Annotated in this window: 18 protein-coding genes; 11 read left to right on the top strand and 7 right to left on the bottom strand. The window is 70.5% G+C overall.

Annotation, left to right across the window (positions count from 1 at the left end; translation table 11 throughout):
* Positions 1-1,134 (bottom strand): PLP-dependent aminotransferase family protein (locus tag H0X00_RS13295; RefSeq protein ID WP_293771671.1); only part of this gene is annotated, 1,134 nt, incomplete at its 3' end.
* 59 nt (positions 1,135-1,193) lie between these two features.
* Between H0X00_RS13295 and H0X00_RS13290 the strand changes: the two genes are divergently transcribed.
* Both H0X00_RS13290 and H0X00_RS13285 read left to right on the top strand, forming a co-directional pair.
* Positions 1,194-1,433, top strand: a complete 240-nt coding sequence (locus tag H0X00_RS13290; protein ID WP_293771669.1) for a hypothetical protein — start codon at positions 1,194-1,196, stop codon at positions 1,431-1,433.
* A gap of 57 nt (positions 1,434-1,490) precedes the next feature.
* Positions 1,491-2,129, top strand: coding sequence for a hypothetical protein (locus H0X00_RS13285; protein ID WP_293771667.1), 639 nt, complete (start codon positions 1,491-1,493; stop codon positions 2,127-2,129).
* A gap of 58 nt (positions 2,130-2,187) precedes the next feature.
* On the opposite strand, the gene H0X00_RS13280 is transcribed toward H0X00_RS13285, so the two are convergent.
* Positions 2,188-2,505 carry a hypothetical protein gene (locus tag H0X00_RS13280; RefSeq protein ID WP_293771665.1) on the bottom strand — a complete coding sequence of 106 codons (318 nt, stop codon included), beginning with the start codon at positions 2,503-2,505 and terminating at the stop codon, positions 2,188-2,190.
* Positions 2,506-2,627: 122 nt separating this feature from the next.
* Here H0X00_RS13280 and H0X00_RS13275 point away from each other — a divergent pair, with 122 nt between their 5' ends.
* Both H0X00_RS13275 and H0X00_RS13270 read left to right on the top strand, forming a co-directional pair.
* Positions 2,628-4,019, top strand: a complete 1,392-nt coding sequence (locus H0X00_RS13275; protein WP_293771662.1) for an NAD(P)/FAD-dependent oxidoreductase — start codon at positions 2,628-2,630, stop codon at positions 4,017-4,019.
* A 72-nt stretch (positions 4,020-4,091) separates the two neighbouring features.
* The gene (locus H0X00_RS13270) at positions 4,092-4,751 is read left to right on the top strand and encodes a DUF899 domain-containing protein (protein WP_293771659.1); all 660 of its coding nucleotides are present in this window, start codon (positions 4,092-4,094) and stop codon (positions 4,749-4,751) included.
* Here H0X00_RS13270 and H0X00_RS13265 read toward each other — a convergent pair.
* Entirely contained in the window at positions 4,748-5,296 is a 549-nt protein-coding gene (locus tag H0X00_RS13265; protein ID WP_293771657.1) for a cysteine hydrolase family protein, read from the bottom strand. The genes H0X00_RS13270 and H0X00_RS13265 overlap by 4 nt on opposite strands.
* Positions 5,297-5,346: 50 nt before the next feature.
* On the bottom strand, positions 5,347-5,892 hold the full coding sequence (locus H0X00_RS13260; protein WP_293771654.1) for a DUF1697 domain-containing protein: 546 nt from the start codon (positions 5,890-5,892) through the stop codon (positions 5,347-5,349).
* A gap of 110 nt (positions 5,893-6,002) precedes the next feature.
* Here H0X00_RS13260 and H0X00_RS13255 point away from each other — a divergent pair, with 110 nt between their 5' ends.
* The 7 genes from H0X00_RS13255 (at position 6,003) to H0X00_RS13225 (ending at position 10,801) form a co-directional block, all read left to right on the top strand.
* Positions 6,003-6,371 (top strand): helix-turn-helix transcriptional regulator, encoded by a 369-nt coding sequence (locus H0X00_RS13255; protein ID WP_293771651.1) that lies wholly within the window; start codon positions 6,003-6,005, stop codon positions 6,369-6,371.
* A 72-nt stretch (positions 6,372-6,443) separates the two neighbouring features.
* Positions 6,444-6,926, top strand: coding sequence for an SRPBCC family protein (locus tag H0X00_RS13250; RefSeq protein ID WP_293771648.1), 483 nt, complete (start codon positions 6,444-6,446; stop codon positions 6,924-6,926).
* On the top strand, positions 6,913-7,497 hold the full coding sequence (locus tag H0X00_RS13245; RefSeq protein WP_293771646.1) for a TIGR03086 family metal-binding protein: 585 nt from the start codon (positions 6,913-6,915) through the stop codon (positions 7,495-7,497). The genes H0X00_RS13250 and H0X00_RS13245 overlap by 14 nt, the downstream gene beginning before the upstream one ends.
* A gap of 117 nt (positions 7,498-7,614) precedes the next feature.
* Complete coding sequence (locus tag H0X00_RS13240) at positions 7,615-8,835, top strand: toxic anion resistance protein (RefSeq protein WP_293771644.1); 1,221 nt, start codon at positions 7,615-7,617, stop codon at positions 8,833-8,835.
* Between the two features lie 111 nt (positions 8,836-8,946).
* Positions 8,947-9,354 carry a hypothetical protein gene (locus H0X00_RS13235; protein WP_293771642.1) on the top strand — a complete coding sequence of 136 codons (408 nt, stop codon included), beginning with the start codon at positions 8,947-8,949 and terminating at the stop codon, positions 9,352-9,354.
* Positions 9,354-9,920, top strand: a complete 567-nt coding sequence (locus H0X00_RS13230) for a TerD family protein (RefSeq protein ID WP_293771640.1) — start codon at positions 9,354-9,356, stop codon at positions 9,918-9,920. The genes H0X00_RS13235 and H0X00_RS13230 overlap by 1 nt, the downstream gene beginning before the upstream one ends.
* Before the next feature lie 134 nt (positions 9,921-10,054).
* Positions 10,055-10,801: a hypothetical protein gene (locus H0X00_RS13225; protein ID WP_293771638.1), complete on the top strand. Its 747-nt coding sequence runs from the start codon at positions 10,055-10,057 to the stop codon at positions 10,799-10,801.
* 3 nt (positions 10,802-10,804) lie between these two features.
* On the opposite strand, the gene H0X00_RS13220 is transcribed toward H0X00_RS13225, so the two are convergent.
* From H0X00_RS13220 to H0X00_RS13210, 3 genes are all read right to left on the bottom strand, one after another.
* Positions 10,805-11,260, bottom strand: a complete 456-nt coding sequence (locus H0X00_RS13220) for a TerB family tellurite resistance protein (RefSeq protein WP_293771636.1) — start codon at positions 11,258-11,260, stop codon at positions 10,805-10,807.
* A gap of 59 nt (positions 11,261-11,319) precedes the next feature.
* On the bottom strand, positions 11,320-12,147 hold the full coding sequence (locus H0X00_RS13215) for an HAD family hydrolase (protein ID WP_293771633.1): 828 nt from the start codon (positions 12,145-12,147) through the stop codon (positions 11,320-11,322).
* Positions 12,144-14,351 (bottom strand): phosphoribosyltransferase (locus H0X00_RS13210; RefSeq protein WP_293771630.1); only part of this gene is annotated, 2,208 nt, incomplete at its 5' end. The genes H0X00_RS13215 and H0X00_RS13210, both read right to left, overlap by 4 nt.

The raw sequence follows: 14,351 nt of genomic DNA, 5'->3' as shown, positions 1-14,351 counted from the left end.
GGCGAGCGCGGCGTCGACGGCCCGCCGCAGCGTGGCCTGCCGCGCGATGGCCAGGTCGTCGAGGGACGGCACCAGGGCGGCGGCCATCAGCTGCGAGGGGGCGGAGCCACCGAGGTCGCGGGCGAGCTTGAGGTGCATGGTCCGGTCGACGATCGGCGCCGGCGCGCGCAGCCAGCCCACGCGCAGCCCGGCCCAGCCGACCTTGGAGAACGAGCCGGTGGTGACGACCGTGGCGCGCCGGCACAACTCGGCCAGCTCCGGCCGGACCCGGCCGCCGAAGGTGAGGTCGGCGAGGGTGACGTCCTCCACGACGAAGGCGCGGTGCTTGTCGGCCACGGCGGCCAGCGACTGCATCCGCTCCGGGGAGGTCAGCCGCCCGGTCGGGTTGTGCGGGCCGGTCTGCAGGTAGATCGCGACCGCGCCGGCACTGAGTGCGCGGTCCAATGAGGCTGGGCGCACCCCGTCCTCGTCGGACTCCATCGTCACCGGGCGGGCGCCGATGCCGTCGAGGATGTCGAAGATGCCGGAGTAGTTGGGGTCCTCGACCGCGACCAGGTCGCCGGGGCCGGCGGCGGCGGCCAGGGTGAGCGCGATCGCCTGATGGGCACCGGCCGTGACATGGATCTGGGTCGGGTCGGTGATCAGCCCGGTCTGCATGTGGCGTTCGGCGAGCGCCTCGCGCAGCACCGGGAGCCCGAGCGGGACCAGTCCGTTGCCGATCCGCGAGCAGATCAGTTCGGCGACGTCGATGGTGATCGGGGGCAGGTGCGAGGGGTCCGGAGGAGTGCCGATCGCGAGGTCGATCCCGGTCGCGCTGCCCAACTGGCCCGCGATCCGTGCCGTGCCGACCGCCCGCTGACTTGGCCCGCGGACGACCGTGCCACTTCCTTGCCGGGACTCGACGAGGCCTTCGTCCCGGAGCAGGTCCAGCGCGGTGGTGATGGTGGAGCGGCTGACCGCCAGGGCCCGGGCCAGGTCCCGCTCGGGGGGAAGCTTCGCGCCGTCGCCGACCAGTCCGGAGCTGATCGCGCAGCGCAGCCCGTAGGCCAGGCGCTGGGGGAGCGTGCCGTGGCCACCATCGGTCCAGCCGGCGAGCACGCGGGCCAAGTCGGCCGGATTGGTCTGTGGATCCATGGACCAATGATGGCATATTGGCTCGTGCATCTGGGGGCCGATCTGAAACGATTATCGACATGTTCGCTCCCTACTGCTCCACCTGCGCGAGTCGGGTCCTGCTGACGACCCGGCGCATCGTCCGGTTCACCTCCGAGGAAACCGGCCTGGTCGACGTGGTCCTGCGCTGCTACTGCGGCACCGAGGTCTCCGCGGACGCAACCGCCCCGCATGCCACCCCGCTCCCCGCGGTCTCCAAGCCCCAGGCCGTGCCGGCCGCGCGGGTCCTCACCCGCGCGACGGCCGCGGCCGCCTCCTGAGCTCTGGCCTCGCTACCCTCCCCGTCGGGCGGTTGATCGCCCGCGGGGAGGTGAGAGATGGCCGGCGGGTCGCGTTCGCGCGCCTTCGCGGGTTGCCTGCTCGCCGCTGGGCTGCTCAGCGGCTGCGGTGAGGACGGGTCCACCGCCGCGCCGACCCCGGCGCCGACGCTGTCCGGCGAGAGTCCCGTGGTGGCCACCGGCCAGGCCGGCGTGAAGCCGTTCGTCGAGCCCACCTGCCCGACCCCCCGGACCCCGAAAGTGGCCCCCGGCCTGACCCGCGCCGTCGAGCAGATCACCAAGCTCGGCGAGAAGCGCTACGGCGGCGGCTACGCCGGGGCGATCCCCTGCGTTCCGGCCGGTCGCGTCGTGGTCTACCGGGTGCCGTCGGCCGGCACCGACTTCATGCGCGCGGTCACCAGGATCGCGCGGGCGCAGAACGTCGAGGCCACCTTCGCCGACGCCCGGTTCTCCTACAAGCAGGCCCAGGCCACCCGCAAGGCCGTCCTCGAGCAGTTCGCCCGCCTCGACGAGGCCGGCGCCCCCTTCGCGGTCCTGCGGGTGCACGAGAACGGCACCGTCGAGGTCGCCGTCCGCGCCAACGTCGCCGCCGCGGAGCAGGTGCTCTCGGACCTCCTCGACCGGATCTACGTCGTGCTGATCCCCGAAGAGACGGCTTCCCCCTCGCCCGAGTCCTGACGTCCGACCAAGCGAGCGTTATAGCGCTCGCTTCTTCGGACGCTACGCAGGTTTGGGGTCAGGACGTGGGCTTCGCCGAGGCCTTCTCGACCTCGTCGCCCGCGATCTCGGCGAGGTCGGGGATGCGGTCTTCGCTGACGCCCTCGCACTCCGGCGGCACGTCATCGGTCTCCTGCGACGGGTCGGACATCTGACGCACGATCTCGTCCTTGCACTCGAGATCCTCACCGCTGAGCGGTTCCGACCCGCCGCCCGCGGGAGTCGTGGTGACGACTGGCGTGGTCTCGACCGCCGGGTCGTCGTCATCGTCGCCGCACCCGCTCAGGCCGGCGAACAGGATGATTGCCGCCGCGGCGGCGGTGAGTGCGCGGTTCACGTGAACCCCCGTCAGTAGGTCGGACCGAGTCTGGCACCGGCGAGACCCGACTCACGCCTGCAACGCGGGCGCGGTAGGAAGGTCCGGGTAGCAACAGCAGTTGGGCGAAGGGGAGGACACACATGAGTGCACCGCATCGCGTGGTGATCATCGGGTCCGGCTTCGGTGGGCTGTTCGCGGCCAAGCACCTGAAGAAGTCGCCGGTCGAGGTCACCCTGATCGCCCGGACCGCGCACCACCTGTTCCAGCCGCTGCTGTACCAGGTGGCGACCGGCGTGCTCTCCGAGGGCGAGATCGCCCCGGCCACCCGCGAGATCCTGCGCCGGCAGAAGAACGCGCAGGTCCTGCTCGGTGACGTCACCGGCATCGACCTCGCCGCGAAGACCGTCACCTCCACCTCGCCGCTGGGCACCGCCACCTTCGGTTACGACTCCCTCATCGTCGCGGCCGGCGCCGGCCAGTCCTACTTCGGCAACGACCAGTTCGCCGATTTCGCGCCGGGCATGAAGTCGATCGACGACGCCCTGGAACTGCGCGGGCGCATCTTCGGGGTGTTCGAGCTCGCCGAGCTCACCAAGGACCCGGCAATGGCCAAGAAGCTGCTGACCTTCGTCGTCGTCGGAGCCGGGCCGACCGGCGTCGAGATGGCCGGGCAGATTGCCGAGTTGTCCCGGCGCACCCTGCACCGCGACTTCCGCAACATCGACCCGAGCCAGGCCCGCATCGTCCTGCTCGACGCTGCGCCGAACGTCCTCGGCTCGTTCGGCGACAAGCTGTCCAAGGCAGCGCGGGGCCGCCTGGAGGAGATGGGCGTCGACGTCCAGCTCCACCTCAAGGTCGTCGACGTCGACGGCGAGGGCGTGACGGTGGAGGACAAGGCCGGCAACCGCCGGCGCATCGACTCCTACTGCAAGGTCTGGGCCGCCGGGGTGGCCGCGTCGCCGCTGGGCAAGCAGTTGGCCGAGCAGTCCGGGGCCGAACTGGACCGCGCCGGCCGCATCAAGGTGCAGCCCGACCTCACGCTGCCCGGGCACCCGGAGGTCTACGTCCTCGGCGACATGGCGACGCTCAACGACTACCCAGGGGTCGCGCAGGTGGCGATGCAGGGCGCCAAGCACGCCGCGAAGCAGTTGACTGCGCGGCTCGAAGGTCAGCCGGCGGACAAGGCGTTCAGGTACTTCGACAAGGGCAACATGGCGACGGTCTCGCGCTTCTACGCCGTCGCCGCGATCGGCCCGTTGCGGTTGAAGGGGTTCATCGCCTGGCTGATGTGGCTGGTCATCCACCTGATCTACCTGATCGGATTCAAGCACCGGGTGACGGCGCTGCTGCACTGGTCGGTCAGCTTCATCGGCCGCGGCCGGTCCGAGCGCACCGCGACGCTGCAGCAGGTTCTCGGCCGCCGGGCCCTGGAGAAGATGCGTGAGTCCGACGCCAACCACTGGGCGGGCCTCGGTCCGCTCGAGCGCGACCTGTTCGAGCCGAAGCAGCCCGACCCCACGCGCCAGGGCTAGGGCAGCGATGTCTCCGGAGCTCGCGTCCGGTGCATACCTGCTCTCCACCGACGGAGTGAAGGAGATCTCCTGATGAAGACCCCGCCCCTGGTGTCCCGGACCGAGTGGGACGCCGCCCGCGAAGCCCTGCTGGTCAAGGAGAAGGAACTCACGCGCGCCCGCGACGCGATGGCCGCCCAGCGCCGGCGGATGCCGTGGCTGGCAGTCGAGAAGGCCTACAAGTTCGACGGCCCGGACGGAGCGGTGAGCCTGCTCGACCTCTTCGATGGCCGCCGCCAGTTGATCGTCTACCGCGCGTTCATGGACCCCGGTGTGCACGGCTGGCCGGAGCACGGCTGCCCGGGGTGCTCGATGCTCGCCGACCAGATCGCCCACCCCGCGCACCTGCATGCGCGCGACACCACGTTGGTCTTCGCCTCCCGCGGGACGCAGGCCGAACTCGGGCGCATCAAGGAGCGGATGGGCTGGACCCTCCCGTGGTTCACCATCACCGACGACTTCGACGCCGACCACGACGTCGACGAATGGCACGGCACCAATGCCTTTATCCGCGAGGGCGATCAGATCTACCGGACGTACTTCATCAACGCCCGCGGTGACGAGGCGATGGGCGGTACCTGGAACTATCTCGACATCACCGCGCTCGGGCGGCAGGAGCACTGGGAGGACTCACCGGAGGGCTACCCGCAGACCGAGCCCTACCAGTGGTGGCGCTGGCACGACGCCTACTAGAACCTCACCTCGGCGGCCGTCGCCACGTCGGCGGTGCGGCCCGGCCCGCCCTGGAACTGCCAGTACAGGTTGGTGTGGGAGATGACGAGTTCCGGCGCGGGCGCACCCCACTGGGTGAGGTCCTCGGTGGTGTGCGCATCGGAGACGAGCGTGACGTCGTAGCCGCGGACGAAAGCGCCGTGGATCGTCGAACGGATACAGGCATCCGACTGAGCCCCGGCGACGACGAGGCGCCCGACGCCGGCACCGGCGAGCACCGACTCCAGGTCGGTGTCCTCGAACGAATCGCCGTAGCGCTTGTGCACCACCGGTTCGGTGTTCAGCTGCGGAAGCTCGGGGACGTACTCCCACTGCGAACTGCCTCGGGGCAGCTCGTCGGAGGAGTGCTGGACCCAGACCACCGGGGTCCCCGCCTCGCGGGCCTGGTCCACCAGGGTTCCGATCCGGGAGACCACGCCGTCACGGTCGACGGCTCCGGTCACCACCCCGTTCTGGACGTCGATGACCAGCAGGGCCGAGTTGGGTCGATCAGGCAGCGTCGTCATGGCTCCGTTCTACCCCGGACCGCTGACAACCTGTATCCGGCTGCAGTAGCTCAGGCCTCCAGCAGCGCCAGCAGTTTGGTGGTGGTCCGCCAACTGCGGATCGTCATCTGCTGGTACTCCGGCGTGCCCACGATCGCGCTCATCCTGCTCTTGGTCCGCTGCGCGCTCAGCCGCTGGAAGTACACGACGCCGTTGGCGGCCCAGGCCTCGTCCACGCCCTCGCGGAGCTTGACGACCTTCATTGCCTGAGCGGGCGTCAGGGGCGCGCGCAGGAACACCGCGTCGCTGTGGAAGGTGTCCGGCTCGGCGCCGAACCCGGCCGGCGCCTTGTCCACGACCGTGCGCAGCTGGCGCAGCGAGCGGACCACGACCACCAGGGGGACGTTGAAGCGCTTCGCCAGCTGGGCCTCGATCTGCTTCTCCAGGTCGGGGCCGGTGTCACCGGACCGGAACAGCACGTTGCCGGACTGGATGTAGGTGCTGACCTCGGCGTGGCCGGCGGACTCGAACACCTCCCGCAGGTCGGCCATCGGGACCTTGTTCGTGCCGCCGACGTTGATCCCGCGCAGCAGGGCGACGTACCGGGTCTGAGCCATTCCCCGACCGTACCCCCGCAGGTCAGGGGGATTAGCCAACCATCTGGTTGACAAAGCCGGAGCTCCGGCGTACGGTCGTATTCAACCAATTGGTTGAGGAGGTGGAGAGGATGTCGGACCGGCTTTCCCGACTCTTCGCCGCCCTGGCCGACCCGACCCGGCGCGACATCGTGACCCGGCTCGTCGTGGGCGACGCCACCGTGAGTGAACTGGCAAAGCCCTACGACGTCAGCCTGCAAGCGGTGTCCAAGCACCTCAAGGTGCTGGAGGAGGCCGGGCTGGTCAGCCGCAGCCGGGAGGCCCAGCGTCGCCCCGTCCACCTGGAGGCGGCGGTGCTGGCGGAGATGACCAGTTGGATCCACCGCCACCAGCAAGCGGCGGAGGAGCGCTACCGGCGGCTCGACGCCGTCCTCGCCGTCCTCGACGCCGACCTCGACGCCGACCTCGACGCCGACCTCGACGCCGACCTCGACGACTAGAGCCACCGCTGGCGCCGAGTTCGGCCCCTGCCACCAGTCAGATCAACAACAACCCTGAGAAGGAGAACCGACATGAACAGCGTGGCCGAAGCCCGTATCGAGGCCGACCCGACCGTTCCGATCATCCACATCTACCGCGAGTTCAACGCGAGCCCGGCGCAGCTGATCCGCGCGCACACCGACCCGGAGATCTTCGTCCGTTGGATCGGCCCGAACGGCCTGAACACCAAGGTCGACTACTGGGACGCCCGCACCGGCGGCAGCTGGCGGTACGTCGCCGGCCACGACGGCGCCGAGTACGCCTTCCGCGGCTGCTTCCACGAGATCAGCGACACCAAGCTCGTGCAGACCTTCACCTTCGAGGGCATGCCCGATGGCGTCAGCCTGGAGACCATGACCTTCGAGGACCTTGGCGACGGCCGCACCCGCCTGCACGCGACCTCGCTCTGCGACAGCTTCGAGGCCCGCGAGGGCTGGCTGAACTCCGGCATGGAGGTCGGTGTCAATGAGGGTTACGCCAAGCTCGACGGGATGCTGACCGATGGCTCGCTCTGACGGTCAGGCTGAGCCCGCCGCCCGGCACCGGCTCTACGCCGGCGCGTTCTCCGACCGGGTGCGCGGCACCTCGGACTGGGACGCGCCGGCGCCGGTGGCCGGCTGGACCGCCCGCGACATCGTGCGTCACCTCGTCGAGTGGTTTCCCGGCTTCCTGGCCGGCGGGGCGGGCGTGCAACTGCCCGCCGGGCCGTCCGTGGACGAGGACCCGGTGGCGGCATGGACCACGCAGTTCGACGCGGTGCAGGCGATCCTCGACGATCCCGCGACCGCGGCCAAGGTGCTGAGCAACCCGCACATCGGCGATGTCCCCTTGGACCGGGCGATCGATCGCTTCTACACCGGGGACGTGTTCATGCACACCTGGGACCTGGCCCGCGCCACCGGTCAGGACGAGACGTTGGACCCCGACCTGTGCTCCGAGATGTTGGCCGGCATGACGGCGATGGACGAGATCCTGCGCAGCTCCGGTCAGTTCGGCCCCAAGGTGCCGGTGCCGGCCGATGCAGACCCGCAAACCGCGCTGGTCGGCTTCATCGGCCGCGACCCGAACTGGACCCCGTCCAGGTAGGGCGGGCCGCACAGAGCGGACGCGCTCTCCCTCAACCTGCCGCGGCCGCCTACGCTTCGGGCTGGACCTCTGTCACGAACCGAACCTTCGATCCTCGACAGTCCAGGAGACCAGGCCATGTCAGACCTCGACCTCGGCTCGTCGGCCACTCCGCCCGGGTCCACGCCGGCACCCAGCCCGTCGAACGCCCTCGTGCTCATGCCGCCGGCGCCCGTGGCTGTGGTGGAGAAGGAGCAGGCGGCCGGCGCAGTACCGGTCGACCCCGCCAAGGCGGCGGAGCTCGCGACGAAGGCGAGGTCATTCGTGGCCGAGCTCTCGTTGATCGACACCAAGTCCCCGGAGTTCTCGCAAAAGGTCGCCGCGATCACGGCGATGGGGGACAAGGAGCTGCGGGAGTCGGCCTCGGTGTCCAACCGGATGCTGGAGCGCCCGGCAGCCGCGATGGGCAAGGACGGCAAGGGTGACGCGCAGACACGCGTGGCCACCACCCTCGGGGACCTTCGCGCCACCATCACCGACCTCGACCCGAACCGCGCAGACCTCACCGGGACCAAGAAGCTGCTCAAGTGGGTTCCGGGTGGCGACAAGGTGGAGCGGTACTTCCGCAAGTACGAGTCCGCCCAGGACCAGCTGGACGCGATCATCCGGTCGCTCGCCTCCGGTCAGGACGAGCTCCGCAAGGACAACGCGGCGATCGAGACCGAGAAGGCCAACATGTGGGCCGTCATGGGCAAGATCAGCGAGTACAACGAGCTGGCCGGTGCCCTGGATGCCGCCGTCGAGCAGAAGGTCGCCGAGTGGGAGGCGGCCGGCCGGACGGAGGAGGCGAACGTGCTGCGCTCCGACGCGCTCTTCCCGATCCGCCAGCGCCGTCAGGACCTGATGACGCAGATGGCCGTCAACGTGCAGGGCTACATGGCGCTGGACCTCGTCCGCCGGAACAACCTCGAGCTGATCAAGGGTGTCGACCGCGCGCAGACCACCACCGTCGCGGCGCTCCGGACGGCGGTCATCGTGTCGCAGGCCCTGTCCCGCCAGAAGCTGGTGCTCACTCAGATCACGGCGTTGAACACAGCCACCTCCGACCTCATCGAGGCGACGTCGGTCCAGCTGCGGGTTCAGGGCGGGCAGATCAACGAGCAGGCGGCGTCCGCGACGATCGACGTCGCGAAACTGCAGGCCGCGTTCGAGAACGTCTTCGCCACCATGGACGCCCTCGACACCTTCCGAGGGCAGGCGGTCGAGTCGATGGCCCAGACCGTCACCGCGCTGCAAGGCCAGATCGAACGGGCCCAGCCCTACCTGGCGCGGACCCGCCAGGTCGAGACCAAGAACTGACGCGCGCGAAGGTCGATCGAAGTGCCAGTGGATTGGCTCCGTCGAAAGCTGGGCGCCGACCCACCCCGCCCGAACGCGCCCGACCCGGCGGCGGCGGACAGCCCGGAACAGTTGAGTGAACGGATCGCCGAGGTCGTCCGGCTCATCAACCGCAGCTCCGGCGAGATGCCCGGCGCCGCTGTGGTGCGCGCCCGGAGGCTCACCGACACCCTGCAGGAGATCATCGATACCGCCGCGATCCGGCCGCTCGACATCTACGCGGTCATGTCGGTCCGGAACACCTTGAACGACTACCTGCCGACCACGCTGCAGCGCTACCTGGCGGTTCCGGAGAGCGCCCGTCACGTGGCGCGGACGTCGGGGACGACACCCGTCGAGTCGCTGGTGGAACAGCTTGAGGCGCTGCAGGTCTCGGCCTCCTCTGTCCTGGTCGCCTCTCAACACCAGGACGTGGACTCGCTGATGACCCAGGGCGCGTTCCTGGCGACCAAGTTCTCCGGCTCCGACCTGGACCTGTGATGGCGCCGCTGATGAAGCGCGGCGCCAACGTCGCGCTCACCCAGGAGATTCCGGGGCTCACCGGGATTGTGGTCGGCGTCCGCTTCGCCGCGGGCGCCGAGCAGATGCTGCTCGACAACCTCGTGCTGGCCACCATCCTGTGCGACGCGAGCAGTCGCGCACTGTCGGCGGATCACTTCGTGTTCTTCAACCAGCTCGCGTCCCCGGACCTGTCCGTGCAGCAGCTCGAACAAGCCCTGGGCGGGGACACCGAGCAGGTCGAGATCGACCTGACCGGGGTGCCCGGGAATGTCGACCGGATCGTGGTGATCGCTTACGTCAACGAGGCGATCGCGGGGCGACGCACGCTCGGGCAGCTCAAGGACTGCACCCTGCGCGTCCTCGACCTGAAGGACAACGCGGAGTTGGTTCGCTCCGAGAACCTCGCTCCGGTGTTCGGGCCGGAGACGGCGGTGGTTCTCGGCGAGGTGTACCGCGCCGGCCGGTTCTGGAAGTTCAAGATCATCGGGGACGGCTACGCCCAAGGCATCTCGGGCGTCGCCGCCGACTTCAAGATCCCGCTGTGAGGCACGCCCCGGAACAGGCGCCGCCGCGGCCTGACCTGACCTTCCTGCGCCGAAGGGCCCGGCCGGCTGTCCCGGTCCCAGTGCCGGTCCCGGTGCCTCCGCCGGCCGCAACGCCGACCGTCGCCCCACCTGCGGTGGCAACGGCCTCGCTCGATCTGGGCAGCGCCGTCGCGCCGCCCGCACCGAGGTCCGTCGGATCCGTCTCGCTCGACCTGTCAGCTCCGCCGGCGTCCCCCGAACCCTCGGCCCCGACCGCACCGGAGCCGGCGGCCCGGTCGCCCCGGCGCACCGCGGAGGCGGCTGCGGTGCCGGTCCGACGGGTTCAGTCCGGTCGGCCGGAGATTCTCACCGGCAAGGCGCCGGTCGTGACGCTGACCCGCCTTCAGTCCGGTGTCGGTGCGCTCACGATCACGGCGGCGTGTTCGGAGGCGGTGGGAGACCTGCGCCTGGGCTGCGCGTACCGGCTCCGCGTCGGCTCCAGCTCCGCCGTCCAGCTCGAGTCCGGGCTCACAATCGCACCGCCCGGGACGACCCGGCCGATCCTGCGCGCGGCCCGCGAGCGATTCGAGACCGTCACGGTCGACCTCCGACAGGTGCGCGAGGTGGACCGGCTGCTGTTCTACGCGTTCTCCGCCTCCGGCGGCGAGATCGCCTGGGGTGGCACGCTCACCGTCACGACGCTGGGCGGGGGGCGCCTGGAGATCCCGATGGACGCGCCGAAGAGCCTCGGGGTGACGCCGCTGGCCACCGTCTACAACGTCGACGGCGAACTGGTCGTCCGCGCGGAACCGCGGGAGGTCGGCCCGACGGTGCGGGAGGTCTGCCTGGCCTTCGGCTTCGACCGGATCGCCTGGCTCGACCCCCGCACCCCCGTGGCCTGAACCTCAGAGCTCGAACTCGGCCGGGTCGATCCCGACCGCGTGGCAGGCCTCCTTAACGGCCTTCTTCTCGTTGTCGTCGAAGTTGCCGTCGGCGCCGCCGATGATGATCCCGATCTGGATCACCGCGCGCGCCTCGACGTCCTTCTTCTTGCACTTACCCAGCGCCTGCAGCGCCTCGATCTTGCCGAAGTCGAAGTCGGCCGAGAGCTTGTTGCAGTAGTGGTCGAACCGCTCGCGAAGCTCATCCGCCTTGAAGATCGAGAGCACGTCGTTGGTGCTGATCAGGCCGGCGACCTTGCGGCGCTCCTCGGCGTCGATGCTGCCGTCCGCGGCCGCGATCAGCGCGCACATCGCCATGCTCGCCTCGGAGAAGTTCTTGTTCTTGAGCTGCCCGCTCTTGGTCTTGAGCTGGGTGGACATGTCCTGGCTCTTCGCCTTGAGCTGATTCCAGAGCGCCATACGAACGAACTCCCTTATCGATGTGACCTACCGACTTACTGGCCTACCGAGCTGTCGATCTACCGACCGCACGCTACTAACAGGTGGTTCAGGATCTCCTCCGCGGCGAGAATCCCGGTGGCCGAGGTGACGGCGACGTGGTCCCGTTGCCAGCCGAGGTCCGCGAGTTCGCCGTGCGCCGGCCGCACGCCGTACTGCGCGGCCTCGAGAAGGTCGGCGTCGAGGAGCGAGTCACCCGCGCCGAACATGCAGGTCGCTCCGCTGCGCCGGACGACTTCCGCGAGGGCCGCGCTCTTGGTCAGCGGGCGGGGCACGGCGTAGATCTTCCGGCCCTGCAGCGACACCGTCCACCCGAGCGGCTCGCACCACTCGGCGAGGTCCGAGACGAATGTCGCCGGCAACTCGGCCCGGTTCACGACCAGGTAGCAGAACACGTCCTCGGCGACCCGGCGGGAGAGCGTCCAGCGGGGATCGTCGAGCTTCGCGAGGTGGTCGGCGATGTCCGCCAGGGGAGCGCACGCCGACGTCAACCGCGCGGCGATCTCGACCGTCCAATCGCCGTCCGGGCGTCCGTCGACCACGATCTGCGCGCCGTTGGTCGTCACGGCGAAGGCCGGGGGCCGCTGGAAGAGTCGGACCCGCTCGTACTGGGCCACGGTGCGGGTCGTCGTCGGCACGAACACGGCGATCTGCGCGAGCTCGGCCAGGAGCGTCTCCGCTCGCCGCGTGAGGAACGAGATGGGGACGCCCTGGTAGACCTCGGCGACCACGAGCGGCGGCGCCGCGGCGTCCGGTCCGCCCAGCCCGAGGGCGGCAGCGGAGTAGATCAACGTTCGGTCCAGGTCGCAGGCGACCAGGGGGCGGGTCACGTCAGGGGCGACGGTCATGAATCGCCACCGGCCCCGGCCGCGATCAGGCCCACACAGGAGTACGGAAGATTGTCGACGGTCTCGACGGGGACCCCGCGCTCGTCGGCGAGCAGCCGGATGTGGTCCAGGTCGGCGCCGGCGTCGGCGCGCGCCAGTACCTTGTGCGGAACTCGGCGCAGCAGGACCCGGGTGGTTTCTCCGACCCCGGGCTTGACCAGGTTCACATCCGCAATGCCCTCGTCGGCACAGATCTTCTCGACCGCCGCCCAGCCCCGCCAGGTCACCGGGCGCTTCCCGGCACCGCCCTGGCGGACGTCGTCGCGGACGGCCGGAGCGACGGTGGTGAACTCAGCGGCCACGGCGTCGAGGAAACGGGCGGAGACGTCGCCGTCGCCGAGATCCCGGTAGAACTTGGCGCCGTGGAAGTCGTTCGGGCCGATCAGGTCTGCGCGCAGGACCGTGCGCGAGACCAGCCCGCTGACGGTGGAGTTCAGGCACGCCGACGGGATCAGGAAGTCGTCGCGGGTCCCGGCCAGCGGCGCCGCCCAGCCCGGGTCGGCGAGCACGGCCAGGTCGGAGTCGAAGTGCGCCCCGCCTGCGCCGGCGTACGCGGTCAGGGCCGCGGTGAGTTCCCGCGCGATCGCGCCCTTGCCGGTCCAGCCGTCCACGAACACCACGTCCGCCGGATGGTGATGGTCCGTCAGCCACTGCAGGGCCACGGTGTCGATGCCGCGTCCGCGCACGATGCTCACCGCGTAGTGGGGCAGCTCGGTCCGGGCGACCTGCTGGGCCCACCGTCGCATCAGGATCCCGACCGGTGTCCCGGCCCGGGCCAGACTGACGAGCACGGTGCGCTCGCCGCGTCGCGCGAGCACGGCCTCGGTGACCAGGCCGACAGCGTGCGCCACGCGGGCCGCGGACAGCTGCAGCGAGCGCTCGAACATCTCCAGGTAGGCGGCGCCCGGCACGTACTCGATCGGGAGGGATTCCGCGTAGTGCGCCCGGCCCGACTGCACGGCCGCCTCGCGCTGCGCCAGTGGCGCCTCCAGGGGAATGTGCGACAGGTCGGTGAGCAACCATCCGACCTCGGCGGCGTCGTACGAGCCGAAGGCCGGGCCATGCAGGGGCTCGGGTGGAGCCGTGCGCTCGGTGCGCCGCGCTGCGGGTTTCGTGACCGGTTGCGGCGCGGTGACCACGACGAGGTGCTCGCACACCCCGCGCAGCTGTTCCAGCAATCCGCCGCCCGCACGCAGGGCCGGGGTGTCGGCAGGTGCGTCCAGGACCAGAACGATCGCATCGAAGCGCCGCGCCCCAGCGGGCCCGAGCAGGTTGTAGGCGTACCGCGGGCCCGGGCCGTCGCTGGGCGCGTCGTGGGCGGGGAAGGTCATCGCGTGGCGGATCGCGTATCCAGGCACGTCCAACCCGAGAACCGGAGAGCGGGTCGTCGAGGAGGCGCGGACCTCCACCTCTCGCCCGACGGCCTCGGCATCCTCGGCCAGCGAGACCGCGAGGCGCACCGGCACGTGGATGAGTTCCTCCACGCCGAGGACCAGCACGGTGCGGGCCGTCGACCGGCCGGTCGGCGCGGCAGGCCATACCGCGCCGGCAATCTGACGGGCCATCAGGGGCAGGGCCGTGTCCCAAGTGCCCCGATCGGCCGGGTCGCAGCCGTGCCGGGCGTCCGGGGCCAGCCCGGGGGGCCACGGCAGCTCGAGCTCGGAGACGTGCGCCCGCGGGCCGCCGGCGGGTGGCGGCTTCGACGCGGCCAGGGCGTCCGCGACGAGTGCGGTCCCGCGTTCCAGGACATCCGCACGCAGCTCGAGTCGTCCGGAGGCCAGGGCGACGACGTCGATCCGGGTATGCAGCGCGTCGGCGGTGCGCGCCATCCGCTCCCGGTCCGCCGGGCTGCGCAGATCGAGAAGCGTCGCCACGACGTAACGCGACCGGGGGTGGCGGGACTGCAGCGCCGTCACGGTGTTCAGCACGGTCGAGCCGGTGGAGAGCTCGTCGTCGACGAGGACGAGAGGTTCCCCTCCCGCCAGCAGGTTCGGGTCGGCCGGCAGAAGAAGGTGCGCGACGGCGTGCGAGTGCTCCTCATCGAATCCGGCTACCGGCGCCACCCCGGCCACGGCTCGGCGGGTGGAGTGCAGGTAGCGGGCGGTTCGGAGGGCGTCCGCCACCGCGTGACCGAGCCCGGTGGCGGTCTCGGCATACCCGAGGAC

It is taken from the genome of Sporichthya sp. (genome assembly GCF_013815995.1).
In the GTDB taxonomy this organism is placed as follows: Bacteria; Actinomycetota; Actinomycetes; order Sporichthyales; family Sporichthyaceae; genus Sporichthya.
This window is presented reverse-complemented; position numbering and strand designations above follow the sequence as displayed.